Origin of the sequence: Streptomyces sp. R35 (assembly GCF_041053035.1) — a bacterium.
Lineage (GTDB): Bacteria > Actinomycetota > Actinomycetes > Streptomycetales > Streptomycetaceae > Streptomyces > Streptomyces lutosisoli.
This window is the reverse complement of sequence record NZ_CP163440.1, coordinates 933,538-954,255: the sequence shown is the minus strand read 5'-3', so window position 1 is coordinate 954,255 and position 20,718 is coordinate 933,538. Positions and strand designations below refer to the sequence as shown.

General features: G+C 67.1%; 20 protein-coding genes and 2 pseudogenes. 12 read left to right on the top strand and 10 right to left on the bottom strand.

Features of this window, described 5'->3' with window-relative positions; translation table 11 throughout:
• Positions 1-1,144: 1,144 nt before the first annotated feature.
• A complete protein-coding gene (locus tag AB5J50_RS04780; protein WP_369255180.1) occupies positions 1,145-1,903 on the top strand; it encodes a hypothetical protein in 759 nt (252 codons plus the stop codon).
• Between the two features lie 419 nt (positions 1,904-2,322).
• Here AB5J50_RS04780 and AB5J50_RS04775 read toward each other — a convergent pair whose 3' ends face one another.
• Positions 2,323-2,772: a hypothetical protein gene (locus AB5J50_RS04775; RefSeq protein WP_369255178.1), complete on the bottom strand. Its 450-nt coding sequence runs from the start codon at positions 2,770-2,772 to the stop codon at positions 2,323-2,325.
• Between the two features lie 764 nt (positions 2,773-3,536).
• Between AB5J50_RS04775 and AB5J50_RS04770 the strand changes: the two genes are divergently transcribed.
• Positions 3,537-3,995, top strand: coding sequence for a hypothetical protein (locus AB5J50_RS04770; RefSeq protein ID WP_369255176.1), 459 nt, complete (start codon positions 3,537-3,539; stop codon positions 3,993-3,995).
• Between the two features lie 334 nt (positions 3,996-4,329).
• Here AB5J50_RS04770 and AB5J50_RS04765 read toward each other — a convergent pair.
• Positions 4,330-4,463: pseudogene (locus AB5J50_RS04765) on the bottom strand (IS5/IS1182 family transposase); the annotation flags it as partial.
• A gap of 114 nt (positions 4,464-4,577) precedes the next feature.
• Here AB5J50_RS04765 and AB5J50_RS04760 point away from each other — a divergent pair.
• Both AB5J50_RS04760 and AB5J50_RS04755 read left to right on the top strand, forming a co-directional pair.
• Positions 4,578-5,279: an SDR family oxidoreductase gene (locus AB5J50_RS04760; RefSeq protein WP_369255174.1), complete on the top strand. Its 702-nt coding sequence runs from the start codon at positions 4,578-4,580 to the stop codon at positions 5,277-5,279.
• A 59-nt stretch (positions 5,280-5,338) separates the two neighbouring features.
• Positions 5,339-5,710 (top strand): DUF1330 domain-containing protein, encoded by a 372-nt coding sequence (locus tag AB5J50_RS04755; protein ID WP_369255172.1) that lies wholly within the window; start codon positions 5,339-5,341, stop codon positions 5,708-5,710.
• Between the two features lie 149 nt (positions 5,711-5,859).
• On the opposite strand, the gene AB5J50_RS04750 is transcribed toward AB5J50_RS04755, so the two are convergent.
• Positions 5,860-6,675 carry an oxidoreductase gene (locus AB5J50_RS04750; protein ID WP_369255170.1) on the bottom strand — a complete coding sequence of 272 codons (816 nt, stop codon included), beginning with the start codon at positions 6,673-6,675 and terminating at the stop codon, positions 5,860-5,862.
• Positions 6,676-6,768: 93 nt separating this feature from the next.
• On the opposite strand from AB5J50_RS04750, the gene AB5J50_RS04745 reads away from it, so the two are divergent.
• The gene (locus AB5J50_RS04745; protein ID WP_369255168.1) at positions 6,769-7,293 is read left to right on the top strand and encodes a TetR/AcrR family transcriptional regulator; all 525 of its coding nucleotides are present in this window, start codon (positions 6,769-6,771) and stop codon (positions 7,291-7,293) included.
• 24 nt (positions 7,294-7,317) lie between these two features.
• Here the strand turns inward: AB5J50_RS04745 and AB5J50_RS04740 are convergent.
• The 3 genes and pseudogenes from AB5J50_RS04740 to AB5J50_RS04730 all read right to left on the bottom strand — a co-directional run bounded on the left by AB5J50_RS04740 (position 7,318) and on the right by AB5J50_RS04730 (position 10,289).
• Positions 7,318-7,892 (bottom strand): annotated as a pseudogene (locus AB5J50_RS04740) (TetR/AcrR family transcriptional regulator).
• Positions 7,893-8,167: 275 nt separating this feature from the next.
• Positions 8,168-9,292 carry a 4Fe-4S binding protein gene (locus AB5J50_RS04735; protein WP_369255166.1) on the bottom strand — a complete coding sequence of 375 codons (1,125 nt, stop codon included), beginning with the start codon at positions 9,290-9,292 and terminating at the stop codon, positions 8,168-8,170.
• 427 nt (positions 9,293-9,719) lie between these two features.
• The gene (locus AB5J50_RS04730) at positions 9,720-10,289 is read right to left on the bottom strand and encodes a TetR/AcrR family transcriptional regulator (RefSeq protein ID WP_369255164.1); all 570 of its coding nucleotides are present in this window, start codon (positions 10,287-10,289) and stop codon (positions 9,720-9,722) included.
• Positions 10,290-10,813: 524 nt separating this feature from the next.
• Between AB5J50_RS04730 and AB5J50_RS04725 the strand changes: the two genes are divergently transcribed.
• The 3 genes from AB5J50_RS04725 to AB5J50_RS04715 all read left to right on the top strand — a co-directional run bounded on the left by AB5J50_RS04725 (position 10,814) and on the right by AB5J50_RS04715 (position 12,569).
• On the top strand, positions 10,814-11,311 hold the full coding sequence (locus tag AB5J50_RS04725; RefSeq protein ID WP_369255162.1) for a hypothetical protein: 498 nt from the start codon (positions 10,814-10,816) through the stop codon (positions 11,309-11,311).
• 15 nt (positions 11,312-11,326) lie between these two features.
• Entirely contained in the window at positions 11,327-11,560 is a 234-nt protein-coding gene (locus AB5J50_RS04720; RefSeq protein ID WP_369255160.1) for a hypothetical protein, read from the top strand.
• A gap of 130 nt (positions 11,561-11,690) precedes the next feature.
• A complete protein-coding gene (locus AB5J50_RS04715) occupies positions 11,691-12,569 on the top strand; it encodes an alpha/beta fold hydrolase (RefSeq protein ID WP_369255158.1) in 879 nt (292 codons plus the stop codon).
• Positions 12,570-13,547: 978 nt separating this feature from the next.
• On the opposite strand, the gene AB5J50_RS04710 is transcribed toward AB5J50_RS04715, so the two are convergent.
• The 4 genes from AB5J50_RS04710 to AB5J50_RS04695 form a co-directional block, all read right to left on the bottom strand.
• Positions 13,548-14,015 (bottom strand): ester cyclase, encoded by a 468-nt coding sequence (locus AB5J50_RS04710; protein ID WP_369255156.1) that lies wholly within the window; start codon positions 14,013-14,015, stop codon positions 13,548-13,550.
• Positions 14,016-14,194: 179 nt separating this feature from the next.
• Entirely contained in the window at positions 14,195-15,292 is a 1,098-nt protein-coding gene (locus tag AB5J50_RS04705) for an NmrA family NAD(P)-binding protein (protein WP_369255154.1), read from the bottom strand.
• Positions 15,293-15,578: 286 nt separating this feature from the next.
• A complete protein-coding gene (locus AB5J50_RS04700; RefSeq protein ID WP_369255152.1) occupies positions 15,579-15,788 on the bottom strand; it encodes a hypothetical protein in 210 nt (69 codons plus the stop codon).
• A gap of 169 nt (positions 15,789-15,957) precedes the next feature.
• On the bottom strand, positions 15,958-16,917 hold the full coding sequence (locus tag AB5J50_RS04695) for a helix-turn-helix domain-containing protein (RefSeq protein WP_369255150.1): 960 nt from the start codon (positions 16,915-16,917) through the stop codon (positions 15,958-15,960).
• A 244-nt stretch (positions 16,918-17,161) separates the two neighbouring features.
• On the opposite strand from AB5J50_RS04695, the gene AB5J50_RS04690 reads away from it, so the two are divergent.
• The 4 genes from AB5J50_RS04690 to AB5J50_RS04675 all read left to right on the top strand — a co-directional run bounded on the left by AB5J50_RS04690 (position 17,162) and on the right by AB5J50_RS04675 (position 20,452).
• Positions 17,162-18,007, top strand: coding sequence for an SDR family oxidoreductase (locus AB5J50_RS04690; protein ID WP_369255148.1), 846 nt, complete (start codon positions 17,162-17,164; stop codon positions 18,005-18,007).
• Between the two features lie 10 nt (positions 18,008-18,017).
• Positions 18,018-18,500 carry a nitroreductase family deazaflavin-dependent oxidoreductase gene (locus tag AB5J50_RS04685; protein ID WP_369255146.1) on the top strand — a complete coding sequence of 161 codons (483 nt, stop codon included), beginning with the start codon at positions 18,018-18,020 and terminating at the stop codon, positions 18,498-18,500.
• A 288-nt stretch (positions 18,501-18,788) separates the two neighbouring features.
• On the top strand, positions 18,789-19,769 hold the full coding sequence (locus AB5J50_RS04680) for an aldo/keto reductase (protein WP_369255144.1): 981 nt from the start codon (positions 18,789-18,791) through the stop codon (positions 19,767-19,769).
• A gap of 143 nt (positions 19,770-19,912) precedes the next feature.
• A complete protein-coding gene (locus AB5J50_RS04675; RefSeq protein WP_369255142.1) occupies positions 19,913-20,452 on the top strand; it encodes an NAD(P)H-dependent oxidoreductase in 540 nt (179 codons plus the stop codon).
• Positions 20,453-20,718: the final 266 nt, after the last annotated feature.

Here is a 20,718-nt window from a genome sequence, read left to right as displayed (position 1 = left end):
CGGTAACGTGCTAGTCAGAGGCCCTATTTGGTCAAGTTGTTCGTCGTCGATTCACCGGCTGTCCAGGCCGTAGGACGTTGACGGCACAACTCCGGCCTTGCCACTGATCCAAGCTGGCGGCGCCTCCTGCGCGCTCTTGCGGCGAGCCTGACCGTGAGCCACCGTCAGATTTGGCAGTTGCCTCTGACAGTGCCACGAGTACGACGCTCAATCGGGAGCTCCCTGCGAACGATTCTGTTGGTAGGAACGTAGCCAGGACACCAGCGCTGGACAACTGTCGACGTACTTCACAGCAGCCTCCGGGCTGGGCGTCTCCCTCGGACCCGACTCCTCAGCCTCGTTCCGGAGTCGACGAAGAGCGAGAAGGGAACGCATAATGTCCTCCGGAATTTGGCCTTGAGAAGCGACGAGCCATGGGAGTTCCTCCCGTTGGCCACGCATACCCACTGGAACAATGTCAAGCAGAGCGTCTTCGACCCGCTCCCACGCGGCGATCATTCCAGCTACAGGGACGTCGTATGCGAGTGAGGTCAGGTGCTGGTCCTGGTCTCCGGGATAGGTCTTACTTCCCAACCGATCATCAGAATCCGTCGGCCGGTAAGCCAAAGGAGGGAGGGATCCAGGAGCGGACGGGGGCACGGGAGGGGGCGGGCGCTCGACAGAAGGCCATGCCGGCCCGGAAGGCGGCCGCAGAGGGCCAGGAGCGCCGCCAGCGGCCATACGAGGACCTTGAAGAAGTCGAGAATCAGACGCGCAATCTCCACACCTCCATCATGACCGACACCGGTCTGACCTCCGGGTACCGACGGCCGCGGCCCATGGTCAGCCTGGTGAGATCAATCGGTTCCGTATGTGTCACCCCGCAGGTAGGGGCAATATTCCATGATCGTCAGGCGAGAAACACCCCATCTTGTCTGACGGCTAGCACTGGGGGGAAACCCGTTCGGTCAGGGGCCCGTGACCTGGCCGTTCACCGACCGCGCTAGTAGCTGACCTGTCACTGGTTGTCGCCGCGGTCGCTGCCGGGCGCTCTCGCACGGCCCAGGGACGGCCCAGCACGGTACGCGGTCCGAGCCTCGTGGCGCTGTCAGTGCCAGTGGTTATGGTGCGACAGCCATCGAGCGCGACTCATCGGGGAGGGGCTATGGGAGCCAAGACGGGACTGCTCATCTATGCCGACGGCGAGGTGCCGGGCCTGCTGCGGCAGGTGAAGGCGGCAGACCTGCTGCGGACGTCCGAAATGATGCGGCGCCTTTACCCGGGCTGGGAGATCGAGCAGCTCGCAGGCTCGGCACTGGGGAGCGGCGTGTACCCCCCGAAAGATACGGCGTACGCCGCAAGCTGGCCGGGCGTGGAGGTTATCTGCGACCAACGGGTAATGATCGACTTCCCGTCCCAGCTTCCCGAGCACCTCGTCGCGGCAAGCGCCGGCCGACGGCTCGTCCTGCACGCCATGCACAGTGTCGTCGACTGGCTCGCGTTCGCTGTGTGGGAGGACGGGCGCCTGGTCCGCTCCCTGAGTCTGTCGCCGGACAGCGGCATCATCGAGAACATCGGCGAACCGCTCCCCTTCGAGCTGCCCTACTGGGCCGGGGACCGTCCCGCCGACGTCGTCCCCTGGCCGGACGAGGACGAAGAGCCGTACCCGCTGCCCTTCCACCCCCTGGAGCTGGGCGAAGACGCGCTGCGCGCGCTCTGCGGCTTCATCCAGGAAGGCCGCCCCGAGCCTGATGACGTCGACGCCGACAACATCGGACTCCATGGATTCCATGTGCGGGAGCCAAACAGGCCGGATCCTGCGGAGCAGGAAGCAGAGTTGCGAGCGGCCATGGAAGCCATGGGTCCGCCGCGCTTCTACACGCTGGGGCCTGACGGCTCGCTGTTCGAGCGCGATGGCATTTAGCTCGCGACCCTTTCGTCCCGAAGCAAGTTGGGCGGGGGCGCTTTCTTGGGCTGGTGTGGCTCTCCCCTGCGCTGTTGTGCAGTAGGCGTTCGCGCCCGTCCGCCGGTGTCACGCAGTCACGTAGCTTCCGTGGCAGAGATGAGCCGGTTCGATGTTCTTGCCGAAGAACACGGCGGCCAAGGGGGTGGCCGGATAGGGATCCCCGGACTACTGGGTCCCCGGGACGCCGAATGGCTCCGCGCCCACCCCCCTCACAACCTTCTGATCCGTAGCTCTATAGAGATCGGTCGTTGACGCTCATACAGGCCGCGACAGGTCTCATAAGAGCCGCTGTCCGACGCTGACGGTTGCTGGGGTTGCTGTACTTCACTGCTGCACGGCAGTGGTCGCTCGCGTCTCGTCTCCGGGCGGTCTGCGGATCAGGCTCCTGCGTTGGCCGCGACGCAGACGTACTGAGGGGGTTGCGCACCGCCATCGTTCGGGAAGTCCAGGATGGCCGGGTAGGTCATCCGGGTGTCCGGGTACGACTCCGCGCAGTCTGGGGGAGTGCCGTAGAAGACCGATGTGCCGTCCGGTTGAATCGCTTGTCCGTTTGCGCCGACCAGATCAGCCCCGCACTGATATCCCGGTGCGTTCATGAGCAGGGTGGCGTCCTTCCCCGCGCCGTTACTGCTGCCGGTCCAGGCGAGGCAGTAGCTGGATCCTGGATCTCCGCCAGTGGCCGGCTCCGAGATGACGTGGATGGCCTGGACGGGTATGGGGCCACCACAGAGTGCCTCGATGTCAGTCACGTACCAGGGCGCCCCCGGGCTACAGATGTCTGTCTTCGACTCACAGCTCGCTTCGCCGCGAGGGGTCTTGTACGTCACGTGAACGCATGTGGGCGCCTTACTCGCCGAGGGCGGCGCGGCCGTGACGACCGAGGGAGATGCCGTCGTCGACGGGGAAGAGACAGCGGCCTTCGCACTCGGAGTTCCTGGAGCACTGCGCGTCGCTGGGGTATGGGTTGCGGCGTCGGCGAAGTGACCACCCTCCGCCGGGTGATGCAGGAGCAGAGCAACGCAAACCCCAAGGATGATCGCCACGGCTCCCCCCGCCATTGTGACCTTCCAAGGGAAGCGCTTGCGCGGGGTCTCACGGATGACAGGGATGTTCTCCAGAGTGTCGCCGTTGTGGAAGGCGAGCACTTCATCAGGGCGCGGCGGTCTCTTCGGCGATTGCGGTGTACTCACGGTCCCCCCTGCTTGCGATGCGTGACGCTCACGGTAAGGACACCTAGCGTCACGTGGAACGAACTGCGAGGAAGAGCAACGTCGTTGTGATTCGCCCGTTGGGATGGGCGAGGCACCGCTCCAAGACCGCCCGGACTACACACGAAGCGGCGGCCCTGGCGAGGCCTCCAGACAAGGCGCACGCTTTCCAACTGTGGTGGTGGGCCCTCGGGCTGTGTGCGGGGGCGTTCACCTGCGTTCACGGGCGGCCGGTCGTTCTGGGTGGCTACCGCCGTTGGTCTCGTCTGGACGGCCGTGAACGGCGATGAATGAGACGGTGCGGTCTGATAGACAAGCGTGGCCGCTGGCGCACTTCCAGTCCTGAGCCTCCACCTCGGCCCGTGCGCCTCTACCTTGCTCAGATGGAGTGGTCCTCACTTGCCAGCACCCTTGTGGGTGGCACGATTGCTGCCGTTGCCGCGCTCCTCGTGGAAGGCCGCCGCTGGAAGCGGGAACGGAGCAATCAGCGCTCAGAAGTCCGCCGGACCTTGTATGGGAGCTACCTCGCGAGCCTCACGCAAGCCAGGCACGCATGCAGTGTCTTGGCGCGCGACCCGGATGCATCGCCAGCAGCAAGGCGCAGTGCAATCCACAAAGCTTTCGATCCGTGCAACGCCTTTCGTGCACAGATGACCATCGTCGCTCCGCGTGGACTGGTTGATCCATCTCGTCGTGCCTACTTGGACTTGCGAGAGTTCGGCGACCGCATCGCCGAAGGGCTGCGCTTGGAAGACCCGGAGTATGGCGTACGACGAACCAAGCACGACCAAGTTCTCACGGTGTTGATCGATGCGATGCGGCAGGACTTGGACAAAGGCTGATCCTGGCCAACAGTCGGGTGCCTGGCGCATGGCCGAGATCCTTGCCGGGACTCACGGTTTTCGAGAAGACCTCAGCTTGGGAAGCGACGGCGCTTGGGAAGCCGGATAGCCTCTGAACTGGGCATACGTGCTCTGGTGTGGCACCGGGGGCGCATGATCGCACCGTAGTTGACCGTGGTTCACCGGTCTTATGGGCACGCTATGGGCACGACGCTCGGCGACGGGTGGGTGCCGCGTGAAGTGGCCCACCTTTTACATGGGGCCGTCCGTGCCAGGGCCGACTGCGCGGAGCCGTTGCGTGTGCACATGGATAGCTGGCCCCTTCTTGGCGTCACCCGCCCTTGCCTGAGAGGTGGAGCTTGCTGGTGAAGCCGCCCCGGGAGCGTCCTGGGCCCTCGTCGGGGCGGTGCTGCCGGAGCGTGCGTCCTTTCCCGGCACTCTCGGGGCCGTCTCGCGTGCCCCGGCCGCCCGAGCGCACCCGCCGATGCGGCGGGGTTCGGATTGACGCTTGAGCTTGCGCCAGAAAACCGATCGGTTTACGCTTCTGGAAACTGATCGGTTTCACGTTCTCCAGGGAGAGTCATGACTGTTTTGAAGGGCGCGAACGTCTTCGTCACCGGCGGCAGCCGCGGCATAGGCAAGGCGCTCGTGGAAGAGCTGTATGCGCGCGGTGCCGGCAAGGTCTACGCCACGGCCCGCGACCCGCGTACGGTGACGCACCCGGACGCCGTCCCGGTGGCGCTGGAGGTCACCGACCCGGCCTCCGTGGCGGCCGCCGCCGCGCAGGCGCAGGACGTGACCGTGCTGATCAACAACGCCGGTGCCTCGGTCGGCGCGTCCTTCCTCGACTCCCCGGTCGACGACGTACGCCGGGAGTTCGAGACCAACTTCTACGGCCCGCTGCTTCTCACCCGCGCCTTCGTGCCGGTTATTGAGCGCAACGGCGGCGGCCACCTCCTCAACGTGCACTCCGTGCTCTCCTGGATCGCGCTCGGCGGCTCCTACAGCGCCTCCAAGGCCGCCCTGTGGTCGCAGACCAACTCCCTGCGCCTGGAGCTTCAGTCGCGCGGCATCGCTGTCACCGGACTGCACGTCGGCTACGTCGATACGGACCTCGCGGCTGGCGTCGAGGCGCCCAAGTCCGACCCCCGTGACGTCGCCTCCCTCGCCCTCGACGGCGTCGAGACCGGCGCGTACGAGGTGCTCGCCGACGACATCTCGCGGCAGGTCAAGGCGGGCCTGGCCGGCGACCTGGCAGGGCTGTACCCCCAGCTCGCCAAGTAGACCGGGTCCCCGGCGGGGCCCCCACCACCAACCACAACTCACCGGAGAGGGTATTAATAATGAGTGCGAATTCAGAGAAGAAGAAGTTTTACGCCCTGAATATGTTTGACGTGGTCGACCTGGAGGAATACCTTGCGTATTTCAGCCGCTTGCCGGAAGTGGCTCCGCAGTACGGCGGTCGAATGGTGGCGTTTGGTCGCTTCCGGGACAACGTAGCTGGTGACCTCGCGCCACGGCAGGTTCTGTTCCTCGTGGAATGGGAGTCCGAAGAGGCGTTCAACAGGTTCCGGGACGATCCGGAATTGGCCGACCTGCATCCGCTGCGGGAGAGCGGGACGGCGTCCTATATCTGGCAGACGTTCGATGGTTCCGATATGAGTGACCCCACCGACGTTTCGCTCGACGATGTACTGGCGGTGCTCAAGCCTTAGCCTCGATCTTTCGTGAGGGCCCGCCGACGGAGTCGGTGGGCCCTTTCGCTTTCCGGAGCTGGTGGTGGGCAGGCCGGCGGCTCGGTGGAGAATCCTGCGTCGGCCGGTGGTGGCGCGGCTGTGCGGAAAGCCCGGGTAGCGCCTGTGCGTCAGCCGGCCAGCTGGTTCATCTTGCGGATCTGCTTGTCGAAGACCCCGGCGGGAGCGAGACGGCGCAGTGCGCGTGCGCGTCCGGCCAGGGGGCCGGCGGTGTAGCGCGGCTTCGGCTTCGGGTCGGTCGCCGCCGCGACGATCGCCTGGGCGACGACGCCGGGGGCGTCGCCGTTCCTGACCGCCTCCGCCATCGCGCGGTCGACGGTCTGCCGCTGCTGCGCGTACGCGTGCAGGGGGGTGTCGGGCTTCGCGCTGTTGGCCTCGAATCCGGTCCTGGTGTAGGCGGGTTCGACGATGAGCGCCCGGACGCCGTGGTCGCGGACCTCGTGGTCCAGGGACTCGGTGTAGCCCTCGATCGCGTGCTTGGAGGCGGCGTAGGCGGCCATGTAGGGCTGGGGCAGGAACCCGAGCACGGACGAGATGTTGATGATGCGCCCGCGTCGCTGAGCGCGCATGTGCGGCAGGACCTCGTTCACCATGCGCATGACCCCGAAGACGTTGGTGTCGAAGAGGGACCGGGCTTGCTCGACGGAGGTTTCCTCCGCCGCCCCCATCGAGCCGACGCCGGCGTTGTTGACCAGGACGTCGATCCGCCCGAACCGCTCGCTCACTTCCTGGACCGTTGCGGCGACCGAGGCGTCACTGGCGACGTCGAGTCCGAGGAACGTCACGCCGTCGAGCGGGGTGGCGCGTGAGGTGTCACGGCTTGTGCCGACCACGTTGAATCCGGCTGCGACGAGGGCGAGCGCGGTTTCCTTCCCGATGCCGGATGACGCACCCGTCACGAGTGCCACCGGCCGATCTGTCGTCATCCTGGACTCCCGCACCCACTCGAAACCGATCAGTTTCCGCTAGGGTAAACCGATCGGTTTTCGCATGCAAGTTCAAGCAGGGAGAATGCCGCCATGGGCCGGATCAGTGCGCAGGAGCGGCGTGAGAACGTCATTCGCGCGGCGATCGCCGAGTTTGCGATCGCCGGCTACCGCGGCACCACCACCGCTGCGATCGCCGAGCGGGTCGGCGTCAAGCAGCCGTATCTCTTCCGGCTTTTCCCGGACAAGAAGGCGATCTTCGTCGCCGCTCTGGTGCGGAGCGCGGAAGACACTCGCTTGGCTTTCGAGAGGGCGGCCGACGGGGTGGAGGGAGGCGAGCGAGCCCGGCAGGTGATGGCGGACGCCTATGTGCAGCTGATCTCGACGCGCCCCGAAACGCTCCTTATGCAGATGCAGGGATATGCCGCCGTGGCGGCCTCCGAAGTACAGGGCGATGACCTGATCGGTGAGGTCGTCCGGGCCGGCTGGATGAGTATCTGGGAAACCGTGCACCTGTCGCTGGGCGCTGATGCCGACAAGACCGCAAGCTTCTTCGCCTGCGGCATGCTCGGCAACACGCTTACGGCCATCGGGCTTCCAGTGGGTGCCGGGAGGTGAGGGAGTCTTCTGGGCGGCGATGTGTCAGTGCACACCTGCCGCGTCGAGCAGGGTCGTCACGGTGGGCGCGACGAGCCCGGTCAGGTTGTCGGCCTGAATCCCCGCGCGGGCGCTCGCGCCGTCGAAGACGAGGCTGAGCTGCCGGGCCAGCAGATCCGGATCGCCCGCCCCGCCCCGCCCTGCTCGGCCTCGGCGCGGAAGAAGGCCGTCAGATTCGCCTTGACTTGGTGGGCCACGCGGCTCGCCGGGTGACTCTGGTCCTTGAGCTCGACCTGCACGGCCAGATACCGACAGCCTCGGAACTCGGGCGCTCCTGCCTGCGATTCCACCTGCTCGAAAACGTGCAGGATCCGCTCGCGGGGTGACCGGCCGTCGTCCATCGCGGGCAGGAGAGTCGCCACGTAGGCGGAGGGGCGCTCCTTCAGGCTCACTGCCAGGAGTTCGTCCTTGCTCTCGAACAGCTGATACATGGAGCGCTTCGACACCCCCGCCGCCTTGCACAGCGCCTCGACGCCGATGCTGACGCCGTCTCGGTAGGTGAGCGTGGCCGCCGCCTCCAGCAGGCGCTTCCTGGGGCTCAGTTTCACTTCCGTGCTCATGCCGTGAGGTTAACCCGGAGTGGACGAAATGAAAACCGATCGGTTTCCGGAGGTCTCCGGCGAGGGCTCGGCGACGGCCTGGGGGAAGGGCCGTCGCCGAGCCATGATGGTGTGCGCGCCTGCCGTCCCTGTCAGGACGACGCACACCGGGGCCACTCCGAGTGATGGCCCGTCTTGGGTGGCCTGCCGTCGTGCCCGTACGGCGGTCTTCTCCGGCTTCGTCTCCGCCGGGATGCGGTGCAGGCCCTGGCGGTAGTAAAAGGGGTGACTGCCGCTCATGACGTACGTGTCTCTCGGCCGGGGGGCGCGGAACGCTTCGCCGGGGGATGCCAGCCACCGGTGACTTCCTTGACGGGCTTGTGGGGGAAGCGGCGCCGGGCGTACTCCTGTGCGTGGGAGTCCGGCAGGACGTACAGGGTTTCCTTCTTGTCCTGGAGCGGGCGCAGGACGGTGTCCATGAAGTTCTTGCGGTCGTCCAGGTACGGGCCCAGGACGTCCTCGCCGGCGGGGCAGACAGCGAGGCAGTAGCCGGACTTGTAGCCGGGCGGAGAGCTCAGGCTCTGCCACATGGAGGCGCTCTCGGAGTCGGTGACCCTGGATCGGTAGTCGGCGGCGTCCTCGCTGTCGGCCACGGTCTGCGCCCAGTCGGTGAACCCGCTCATGAACTCGCGGTAGTTGTGGGTGGTGCAGGCCAGCGCGTCGAAGGCGCCGTCCTTGGCAATGGCGCCGACCGGACAGGCGGCGACGCACAACTTGCAGTCGATGCAGGGGTTGTAGTCCAGCGCCTGCCCGTACGCGCTGACCTCCGCGTCCACCAGGACGGTCACCAGCAGGACGAAGCTGCCGAACTTCGGGTGGATGACGTTGCGGTGCAGGCCCATCACGCCGAGTCCGGCGGCCACCGCGACCGTCTTGTGCGCCACCACCCAGATCCGCTCCCTGGGGAAGCGGTCCATCTCCTGGGGGAAGGCGACGGACGGATTGAGCGCGCGGTACCCGGCGTCCTGGAGCGCCTGGGTGACGCTGCGGGCGGCGTGGTTGGCCTGCTCGTCGGTCTGGTGGAACTCCTGGTTGGCCACGCTGCGGGCCGGGGAGCGGCAGTTGTCGCGGTTCATCCGGACCGCCATCGCGATCAGGGTGCGGGTGCCGGGCAGCGCCGACTGCGCGTACTCGCGCTCGCCGGCCAGATCGGGGTGGTCCAGGCTGACCGCGGCCGCGTCGTCCGCACCGGCCGCCAGACACAGCTCGCGCAGCCAGGCGGCGTCGATCACCGCCGGCGGGCTTGTGACGTCTCCGGCCCTGCGCCGGGCGAGCACAGCCTGCACCGACGGGTGGGCCGCCAGCTTCGCCGGAATCCTGGGATGAGTCGGTTGCTCCTCGGCGTCGCGCGCGGCAGCCATCCGATGCTCCTGGAAATGCGGGGACGAGGCTCGCCGGCACGGCGAGAAACCGAACAGTTTCACCACCGTAAACCGATCGGTTTCTCGACGCAAGCCCAAGCGGCGAACCTCCCCTTCGGCCTGCCGATCACATTCCTGCGGATGTTGGCGTCGATCGCCAGGTGATCGGAGCCCCGCCCCGCGAGTTCGTCCGGACCGACTGGATGTCCGTGAGGCCGTGCACCTGCCGCCGAGGGCCGATGCCGATGAGCTCACGACCCTTCCTGGTTCACGGCATGCTCATCAACGCTCTTGCGGCCGTCGCCCCCCGGATGTGAGGAGGGAGGAGAGTAAGGGTGTGATGCCATGAGAGTTGCCCGGGTCGCCGGAGGCCGGCCGCGACTCGCCGAGTGCATCGGTCGCCGAGACTGCCCGTAAATGCGACGCGTCAACGCATGCCCGCCGCATCGAGCAGGAGGGTCACAGTGGGAGCGATGAGCCCTGTCGGCGTGTCGGCCTTGATTCCCGCACGGGCGCTGGCGCCGTCGAAGACCAGGATCAGCTGCCGGGCCAGCAGATTCGGGTTGCTCGCCCCACCCTGTTCGGCCTCGGCGCGGAAGAAGGCTGTCAAGTTCTCCTTGACCCGGTGGGCCACCCGGCTCGCAGGGTGGCTCTGGTCTTTGAGCTCGATCTGCACGGCGAGGTACCTGCATCCCTGGAAGTCGGGCGCACCCGCCTGTGACGCCAACTGATCGAAGACGTGCATGATCCGCTCGCGGGGTGACCGGTTGTCGTCCGCCGGGGGCAGGAGAGTCGCCACGTAGGCGGAGGCGCGTTCCTCCAGGCTTGCCGCCAGCAGTTCGCCTTTGCTCTCGAACAGCTGATACATGGAGCGCTTCGACACCCCCGCCGCTTTGCACAGCGCGTCGACGCCGATGCCGACACCGTCTCGATAGGTCAGCGTGGCTGCTGCCTCCAGCAGCCGCTCTCGGGGACTTGGCTTCGCGTCGGTGGTCATACCGCGAGGTTAACTCGATTCCGGCCAATTGTAAACCGATCGGTTTACAACGCTTGTCGAAGCGATCTTCGACGCCGCCCACGGCCTAGAGGGTATGTGAATACGGTTCCCGCTACGTTGGGGTAGAGGTCTTCTCGGCTTCGTCTCCGGGAGGGCGCGGTGCAGCCCTGTCGGTCTGACCATGAGCTGCGCCACGCCCAGCACGACGAGCACCCACCAGCGCACGGCGTGTGAGCCACGGCGGCCCGAGTCTGTTTTCCCGGAGGCGGGCGCCCCGCTGTCGAAGGTGGTACTCACTTTTCCCCTTAGTCGCTGGTCATGGGCCGACCATCAGCAGGAAACCGATCTGTTTCCACTTAGGGAAACAGATCGGTTTTATCGGTTTCCCAGGCGCAAGTGAACGGGTCGCTTCTGGCCCGGGACTGCCCCGACAGGGTCGAAATCCGCGTAGGCCGACGACGCTGCCTCGACCGGCCCCTGGCTGTTCGGCGTCGACGCCTTGTGCCGCACCTTCAAGACCGAGCGTGACCGCCACCACCGGCCTTGCGTACCTCTGCCGTTCCCTCCTTCGCGGCGGCACCGAGGAGCAGAGTCCGCCACCCGGCGCGAGTCCCGCACCGACTCCGGCCGCTCCGACGCCGCCGGCCGCGGAACCGTCCGGCGCGCCGCCGGCCGCACCCCATTCGTCACCCGCCCCCGGCCATCGGGCCTCCGAGCTGTCGTCTCGACCGGCGCCCACCACGGGGGCCTCCCGCGCTTGTGGCGTCAGCGATCTCAAGGCTCCCGAGGGCGCGAGCGCCGGTCGATTCGCCGCCAAGTCCTGGACCATGAAGGGGAGCCGCCTCGAACTGCGCGACCTCGTCTCCGGCGGCGTGGTGACCGTGGACACGGCCGCCGGGCCCAAACGGGCGCTCGGGTTCGCCGCGGCGGCCATTGCGATCCGTGACCTGAAGATGGCCGCACCCGTCGGCCCGCGGATCCGGCACGTCGACGGAGCGCCCGGCCCGACATCCGCGCTGTGAGGCGCCCGCATCGCCATGTGCGTCGAGAGCCTGACGGGCGCCCTCTCCGGCCTCGAAGGCGTGCCCTTGCCTCCAGTCCTCCGCCTCCACCTCGCGCCCGACACCGTCCCGGAGTGGCTCTACGGCACGGTCGGGAAACTCGACCTCAAGCTCCAACTGGGCTTGGGCGACGCCGACATCGACCAGGCAGGACAGGCAGGCGGAGAGCTGGTCATCCCGGGCGTCCACGGGTACGGAACGCCCCGGTGAAGCCGAGGGCCTGCCGGGCTTGCGCCTGGAAACCGATCTGTTTACCCTGATGGAAACCGATCGGTTTCTCGCTCTCCGGTGAGAGTCATGACCGTTTTGGTAACCCCCTCACACACAAGGAGTCGGCCAGATGCCCAGCCAAGAGTCACGTCCCACAATTCGCATTCCGGGGACCACCAGCCACACCATCGCCCCGCGCGCGGGATCTGTCGGCCGCGAGGGAACGCTGCGTTACCTCAAGGCGGGCACCGGCGCCCCTCTGGTCCTGCTGCACACCGTGCGCACCCAGGCCGAGCACTTCCGCCACCTCATCCCGCTGATCGCGGACCGGTACACCGTGTACGCCCTCGACCTGCCGGGGATGGGTTACTCCGAGATCGTGCCCGGGGCGTCGTACGACGAGCCCGCGATGCGTGCGGGCGTCGAGCGGCTGCTGACCGAACTCGACCTGAATGACGTGACGTTGGTCGGGGAGTCCATGGGCGCGGTGCTCGCCCTGACCACCGCGGCCGATCTCCCGGAGCGGGTACGACGCGTCGTCGCGGTCAACACGTACGACTTCCGCGGCGGAATCGCCCGCTCAAGTCTCCTCGCCCGTGTAGTGGTCAGCGGTGTCCTCGCGCCCGGCGTGGGCCCCGTGATCGCCGGGGTCGAGCCCAAGCCCGCCCTCCGCACGATCCTTCAAGGCGGCCTCGGCGACAAGAGCGCACTGCGCGAGGACTACATCGACGAGCTCCTCCAGGTGGGCGGCCGTCCCGGCTACCCGACTGTCGCCCGGGCCGTGTACCAGGCCCTGCCCAGCCTCATCGCGGCCCGCTCGCGCTACCCCGAGGTCAAGGCGCCCGTCCACCTCGTCTACGGGGAGAAGGACTGGTCCCGGCCCTCGGACCGGGAGGCCAACAAGAAGCTGCTGCCCGCCGCCGAGTTCACGCAGGTGCCGAAGGCCGGCCACTTCATCGCCCTGGAACGGCCTGATGTGCTGGCCGACCTGCTGAACGCGGTGGCCTGACCGTCCCGAGAGCGCCGTGGCCACCCGCGTTCGGGTGTAGTGCGCGACCGGGACCGGGTCGCGGACGTCACCGGTGTGGTCTCCGTCGGACAGTACCCGGCCATCAGCGGAGAGGACCTGTACGAGGCGACCGACCCCCACGCCTTCTTCGCGCCGCTCGCTCCCGCGATGGGCGAGCAAGCCATTGCCGCCATCGCAGACAGGTACCGAGCCCTCAGTACGCAGCCGGACCACTCGATCACAGCCGAGCGCTCCGCCCGGAAGCTCCTCGGTGTGCCCCCCGGACCGCTGGCCAGTGGCTGGCCGACATCGATCTCTGACGCGGATCGGCGACGCTGTCGGGATGCCCCGGTCGAGGCGGGGACCGCCGTCTGGTCCCCGCCGGGGTGTTCTCGCAGCCGGGCGGGTCAGAAGCGAGATGACGGCCGAGCCGCCGATGTTACGGCGGGGTGGATACGGTTCAGCGTCGCTTTGTCGCTCGTCGCTCCGGCTGCCGATTGGAGCGTGCCGACGTGCCGTCTGTGGCCAGGCTGCGGCCGTCAGGACTGAGGGCGAGGGCACCGATTGCCTCTGCGGTGTCACCGAGGGACCTGAGGGAAGGCGTTGCGCAGGACTCTGGCACAGCAGTGCCGCCGGCCGTCCACAGGGCGACGCGGCCGGTGCGGTCACCCGCCGAGAGGCTGTGGCCGTCTGGGCTGAACTCCGGCGCGGTGATGTGCTGCCCACCCTGGACGAGACCCAGCGCGACGGCTCCGGCCGGAGCCGTCGTGGGCGACTCGATTGTCACCAACGGCCAGCTTCTCGCGGGGCTCGGCGCCAGAAGCGGCACGACCGCCTCAGCGGCGGCCGTGTCTCATTTGATGCTGCGGCACACGAGCCGTACCAGGCTGCGGTGTCCGAAGTCCGCAAGCGCCGCGTTCAGGCGAGGCTTGCAGATCAGGACTCAGGGGCGGGCGTTGTCCGAGAAGACCTCGATCTTCACGCCGACTGCGCGCCGGTTCCGATCTGTTGGGTGAGCTTGAGCAGTTCTTCGACGTGGTAGATCTCGGTGATCTTGCCGTCGACAACGCGGATGATGTCGGTGCCATTGATATCGACCGGGTTGCCGCTGGCGGCGAACCCGAAGGCGTCTCCGGTCTGGGTCCCAGTCATCCGCCAGTGGAGGACCACCCAGCCGCCGGGAAGCTCCTCCTGGAAAAGGATCCGGTGCTGCGTGTCGGTGAATCCGTCGCGGACCGCGGCGATCAGCGCTCGCATGCCGTCGATGCCCGAGGCGGCGCCGTCAGCGGGGTTGTGGTCGATCAGATCCGGGGCGAACACCTCGTCTGCCCCGGCGACATTGCCGGTGTCGTAGAGCTCAAGGTTGCGCGCGGCAATCCGCAACGCGGTGGTCGTGGCCGAGCGCACCATCTCGCTTGCGGTGTTGGCCGTACTGATCGCGGTCATGAGGTCCTCCATGGTGTGAGGTGCGGGCTGATCCAGCCCTACGGTTCCCCCACGGAACTAGTTACATCAAATGAACTAATAGGGACCGCGTGAGCGATATGGATCACTCTCTGCCGGAACGCCGGTCGGCCATTCCTGACCGTGTCGGACAGTGCGTGGGCAGCGCTGATCGCGGCCGTCTACAACTTGCCCGTCCTGAAATCCGCGCTGCTTTTGAGAACCGCGGAGTCCACGCTCCAGTTCTCCGGCTGAATCCTCTCCCAGAGACTTCCCTTGCCGAGTTCTCTTCCCAGCTGGTCTTCGCGACGGAACCACTCCTCCGCGCTTCTGATCCTGGTGGGGTGGATTTCGTCGAGTAGAGCGTAGTCCCTGGTGATGATTCCGTGCTTCCACACATTCCAGAAGCCCGTGAAATTGTCACGGAAGCTCATGGTGCTCTTGTCGTTGGGGTCGGCGTTGTATCCGGCAGGGTGATCCGCGATCCCCTTCAGGTCCGGGCTGTTCCAATATGCTTCCAGATCGGTGTCGATGTACTGCGCCGGGTGCCCGGTGACCTTCTCGAATGCCGCCGCCATATCGGCATAGGTCATGTGCTCGATGGCGACTTCGAGGTCCATGCCATTGGCTCGCTCAGGATGGTCGAAGAGCCAGCGGACATAGAATCCGCAGTCTTCGAGAGCCACATGCGGAACGGCTCCATCGCCGAGCGGGACTCGCCATGTGACGACGCCGTCCTCGATGCTGGGTTGCATGGGAGTGAGCGGCGAGATCACCATCTCGATGTAGGGACCCGAGGTGAAGACCGCTGCTCCCATGCGGTCCCTGTTCGTCTCGTTCTGGAACAGTACCCATTCGGCCATGCGGCCTTTGCCGTCATAGTGACCGGTGCGGAACCTGGAGTCGTAGCCTGACTTCTTGAGGGCGTAGTCCAGGTTTCCGTAGACGAAGAACTTGATTCCTTCTTCGATCGCTATCTCGTATGTGCGGATGGCCCAGTAGGTCTCGGTCTTCTCGCCAGTGTTGAACCCGTCGATGTTGATGAACGCCCCGTCGCAGCCGCGAAATCCTTCGCGCAGCACGTCCTCGTCGGCGAATGACCCTTCGAGGATGGAGACGTTGCCGAGTGAGAGGAGAGCCTGGGCCCGGGGAGATGTGGCATCCCGAGTGAGCACCCGGACGGAGTACTTCTTGTCGGCGACAAGAGCGCGGACAATGGGCATTCCTTGAGCCCCTGTGCCGCCGATGACGAAGATGCTGGATGTGGCATGAGAAGACATGGTTTTTGACTCCGAGGTTGAGTACGCACGCGATCGGCACGCGCCGGGCGCGGCGCATTCGGGACCGACCTCTGCATCAGCCCGGCGGTCAATGGCACCGACCGACTGGCGCTGCGGCCGATGACCGGAGGTCATGAACGCTCTGAAACCGATCGGTTTCCCATACGGTACACCGATCGGTTTCAGAGTGGCAAGCGCTCCGGGGACCCGGTTCACAGCTGAGCAGTGCAAAGGTGTCTGCGGACTCGGCGCGTGGCGTCCAGCTCTCTGGGGTCTCAGCCCGGCATCACGGTGACATGAGGGCGTAGTACACCTGCCCTGTCCACTCCAGGCTCGCGTAGGGGGCGAGCAGACCTTCGCGCTGCGCGCGGGTCAGGAGTTCGCGGGTGTGGGCGTCGATCTCCTCCCAGAGGGCGGCCGCGGTGCTGGTGTGGGGCGTGGCGTGGCTGAAGGTGAAGCGCCAGGAGTTCTTGACCCGCAGGACGTTCGCGGTCACCCGATACAGGGCGACGAGCGCGGGGGCGACGTCGGGGCGAGCCTCCCCGACCGCGACTCACTGACAGAGCCACGCGTAGACGGCTGCGCTGTCCTGACCTCGATATCGGTAGCGGATGCTGCCGCTGTTCCGCAAAAGCTGCCGTGGATTGACTCGCGTGGCTCGTCGGTCAGTCGGGGGTCTCGGCCGAGTCGGCGGGCTGGGAGTCGTCGGCCGGCGCGGACCGCTCGATGTCGTCGTTGGTGGCGGCCCAGCTGGCCAGCAGGTTCAGGGCGTCCTGGGTGGGTGAGTGGGGCTCGGGGGTGTAGGTGAGGAGGAACTGGCTGGGGCTGTCGGGGAGCGGGAAGGTTTCGAAGGGCAGGTCGAGGTCGCCGACGACCGGGTGGTGGAGGAGTTTCACGCCGGTGGTGTGCATGCGGACGTTGTGGGCCGCCCAGCGGCGGCGGAATTCCTCGCTGCGGGTGGACAGTTCCCCGATGAGGTCCGTCAGCCGTCGGTCGTAGAGGTCGCGGCCGGCTTCGGCGCGCAGCATGGCGACGGTGTCGCCTGCGACTTCGTCCCAGTGGCGGAAGAACTCGGTCGCGTGGGGGCTGAGGAAGACGAACCGGGCGTTGTTCGGCGGCCGTGCCGGGTCGGCGTAGACGGGGGCGAACAGGGCGCGTCCGAGGTGGTTGGCGGTCAGGATGTCTCCGCGTCCGCTGAGGATGAACGCGGGTGTGCCGGCCATGGAGTCGAGTACGCGCTGCACTGTGGGCCGCACGCGCTGCTGGGCCGGGCGGCGGCGTGGCGGGCGGGTTGTGCCGGCGCCGCGCAGGAGGTCGAGCAGGTGGATGCGTTCGGCCTCGTCGAGCTGGAGTGCCTGTGCGATGCCGTCGATGACGCTCTCGGAGACGCCGGTGGCGTTGCCGCGCTCCAGCCGGGTGTAGTACTCGCTGGAGATGCCCGCGAGGAGGGCGACCTCTTCGCGGCGCAGCCCGGTGACGCGTCGGCGTTCTCCGCCGTACAGGGGCAGTCCGGCCTGCTCGGGGGTGACCCTGGCCCGTCGCGTGCCGAGAAATTCCCGGATCTCCGCGCGGAAATCATCGCGGATGTCGCGGTTGGTGCCTTGTGGGTCGTTTCTGCCTGCCATGCGCTTCACTCTACGAGCGCATCCGCCGGCTTGGGGGTCCCTGTCAGTGACCCCCTCAAGAGGGACTCCCACACTCCCGTGACAAGCGGTTTTGTTGGTGGTGCACCGCCCACGGCGGTGTGAACCGTTCGGACGGACGGCGCTTGTGCCGCCGGTCCCAGCCCCTTCTGCGGCGCTGCATGCATCACCCCCCCCCCCGCACACAGCGGGTGCCGGATCACGGTGCCTGAAAGGAAATCCCCCCATGAGCAAGGTCATTCTCGTCACCGGTGCCGGACGCGGTCTGGGCACCGACATCGCCCGGGAGGCCCTCGCCGCCGGCCACCAGGTCGTCGCCACCGGCCGCCGCCCCGAGGAGGTCGAGAAGACCCTCGGCGGGCCGCAGGACAATCTGCTGGTCACCAAGCTGGACGTCACCAGCCTGGAGGATGCCGAGGCCGCTGCGCAGGCGGCCGTCGACCGCTTCGGCCGCATCGACGTCCTGATCAACAACGCCGGGAACCTCTTCACCGGCTACTTCGAGGAGATCTCGCCCGCGCAGATGCGCCGGCAGTTCGAGACCAACCTCTTCGGCCCGATGAACGTCACCCGCGCCGTCCTGCCGATCATGCGAGCACAGCGCGCCGGCCACGTCATCACCATCACCTCGACGGCCGGCCTGGTCGGCATGGAGTTCACCTCCGCCTACGCCGCCTCCAAGTTCGCGGAAGAGGGCTGGATGGAGTCCCTGCGCTACGACGTCGAGCCGTACAACATCCGCACCACGATCGTGGAGCCCGGCTACTTCCGCACCGAACTGCTCGTGGACGGCTCCACCAACTGGCCCGAGCTGTCCATCGACGACTATGCCCCGCGCACCGCCCCGCGGATCGAGGGCATGAAGAGCATGAACGGCAAGCAGCCCGGCGACCCCGCCAAGCTCGCCCGCGCCCTGCTCACCATCGCTGGCCAGGACAAGCCGCTGCTGCGTTTCGTCGCCGGTGCGGATGCCATCGAGGCCGCCGAGGCCAAGGCGAAGGAACTCCTCGCCCAGGCCGAAGCCTCCCGCGAACTGGGCGACAACCTCGCCTACGACGACACCCACGCCTGAGAGGGACAACATGCCCCTCAAAGGCGAGTACGAGCCAAGCAAGGCGCAGTTCGTACGTGACCAGGTGAAGCAGTACGAAAGCTCCGGCGGTACGCAGGGAACGACGCTCAGTGTCCTGGTCGCACGGGACGAAGACGAGAGGCTCCGGGACCTGCCAGTCGTCATCCTGACCACCCTGGGCGCGAAGAGCGGCAAGATCCGTAAGACCCCGGTCATGCGGGTGGAGCACGACGGCACCTACGCGGTCATCGCCTCCATGGCAGGAGCCCCCACCCACCCGGTCTGGTACCACAACGCGGTGGCCGACCCCCGGGTCGAGCTGCAGGACGGCCCGGTGCGCCAGGACATGCTGGCACGTGAGGTGACCGGGGAGGAGAAGGCCGTGTGGTGGGCCCGGGCCGTCGAGGCGTTCCCCGACTACGCCGAGTACCAGAAGAACACCACCCGTGAGATCCCGGTCCTCGTCCTGGAGCCGGCGGCCCAGGAGCACTGACGAGGCGCAGCCAGTTCAGCCGCCTTGACGAAGCCCCGCGCATCGCCAACGACCTGCGGCATCGATGTGGTTGGCAGCCTGACCCACGACGACACCCACACGTGAGCACCATGCCCCGGCCGAGACCGGAAGCCGCCGGGCACACCTACGGCCCTGACCCGCTACCCGGGCAGCAGCGCCCGCGCTGGCAACGCGCGGACCACCGAAGCACGGCCCTCCATGTGGTGGCGCACCCCACTGATCACGACCACCGACCGGTCCTGACGGCCGTCACGAAAGGAACACCTGATGAAGCACGTATCGCTGGGCGGGCTCGATGTCTCCCGTATCGGCCTGGGAGCCATGACCATGGCCGGCGTCTACACCACGGGCGGAGGGCTCGACGACGCCGAGTCGATCCGCACCGTCCACCGGGCCCTGGACCTCGGGGTGACCCACATCGACACCGCCGAGATCTACGGCCCCTTCCACAGCGAGGAACTTGTCGGCAAGGCCATCAAGGGCCGGCGCGACGACGTCGTGGTGGCGACGAAGTTCGGCCTCGTCTCCCACGCCGGCGACGGCCCCGGCGTCATCGACAGCAGCCCCGGAAACGTGAAGGCCGCGGTCGAGGGCTCGCTCGTGCGGCTCGGCACCGACCACATCGACCTCTACTACCAGCACCGCGTCGACCCGAACACGCCCATCGAGGAGACCATCGGCGCGCTGGCCGAGCTGGTCGCCGAAGGCAAGGTGCGCCACATCGGACTCTCCGAGGCCGGTCCCGACACGATCCGCCGAGCGCACGCCGTGCATCCGGTGGCCGCGCTCCAGACCGAATACTCGCTGTGGACCCGCGACGTCGAGGCCGAGATCCTCCCGCTGCTGAGCGAGTTGGGCATCGGGTTCGTTCCCTACTCCCCGCTCGGGCACGGCCTGCTGACCGGGCAGATCCGTACCGTCGACGACTTCGCCGACGACGACTGGCGCAAGACCAACCCGCGCTTCACAGGAGAGAACTTCCAGCGCAACCTGCGCATCGTCGACGAAGTACAGGCCATCGGCGCAGAGATCGGCGCCACCCCGGCACAGACCGCGCTGGCGTGGCTGCTGACCCGCGGCGACGACATCGCCCCCATCCCCGGCACCCGGCGGGTTACGCGCGTCGAGGAGAACACCGCCGCCGACGGCATCGAACTCAGCGCCGCTCAGCTCGACCGCCTCAACAACCTCACACCGGCCGCGGGCGAACGCCACGACGAGGTCAACATGGCCAGCATCGACCGCTGACCGCCGGCGCCCCTGCGCCCGGATCAGCCCACGCGCCTGGACTTCGCGAAGGACTGACGCCCCGGCGAAGTTCCCGACGCGTCACACCCGACCGACCTGCATCCATTCACCCATTTCACTGATCACTGAAGAGGTTCCTCGTCATGTCCAAGGTTCTCCTTGTCGTAGGTCACCCCGACCTGTCCCAGTCGAAGGCCAACGCGGCGCTCGTGGACGCCGTTCGTGATCTGGCCCATGTCACCGTGCACGACCTCTACGCCACCTACCCCGACTTCCAGATCGACGTCGCCGCCGAGCAGGCGCTGCTGGCCGAACACGACGTGATCGTCTTCCAGCACCCGGTGTTCTGGTACAACACCACCCCGCTGTTCAAGCAGTGGCAGGACAAGGTCTTCACCCTCGGCTGGGCCTTCACCATGGACGGCTCTGCCTCGCAACTGGCCGGCAAGAAGGCCGTCGTCGCCGTTACCGCCGGCGTCCCCGCCGACCACTACACCCCCGAAGGCTCGAACCAGGCCACCATCGAGACCCTCCTCAGCAACTGGCACGCCACCCTGCGGCTGTGCCAGTTCGACATCCAGCCGATGGTCAAGCTCTACGGCACCGCCTTCGGACTCTCCGACGAAGACCTGGACACCGCCGCCAAGCAGTACAACGAACTGCTCGCCTCCTTCGCCGCCTGACCGCACTCTCACAACGACAGCCCCTCTCGCCGATCGCGACGCAGCGGTGCTGTGCCCCACCGGTCTCCGGTCGCTCTTCGCCGTATCGGCGCCAAGCGACCGGAGATCTGTATCGGCGGCGACCGCGTCGTGAAACAGTCCTGAGGCTTCTCGTGCCTTGTCGCGCGTCCTGTGCTGGGATGGTGCTGAGATGGGCCTGCATTTCCACAGGTCCCGGGCTTGTGGTCGAATTCCGGTTCAACGTTCAGCACCTGAACGCGCTGGAC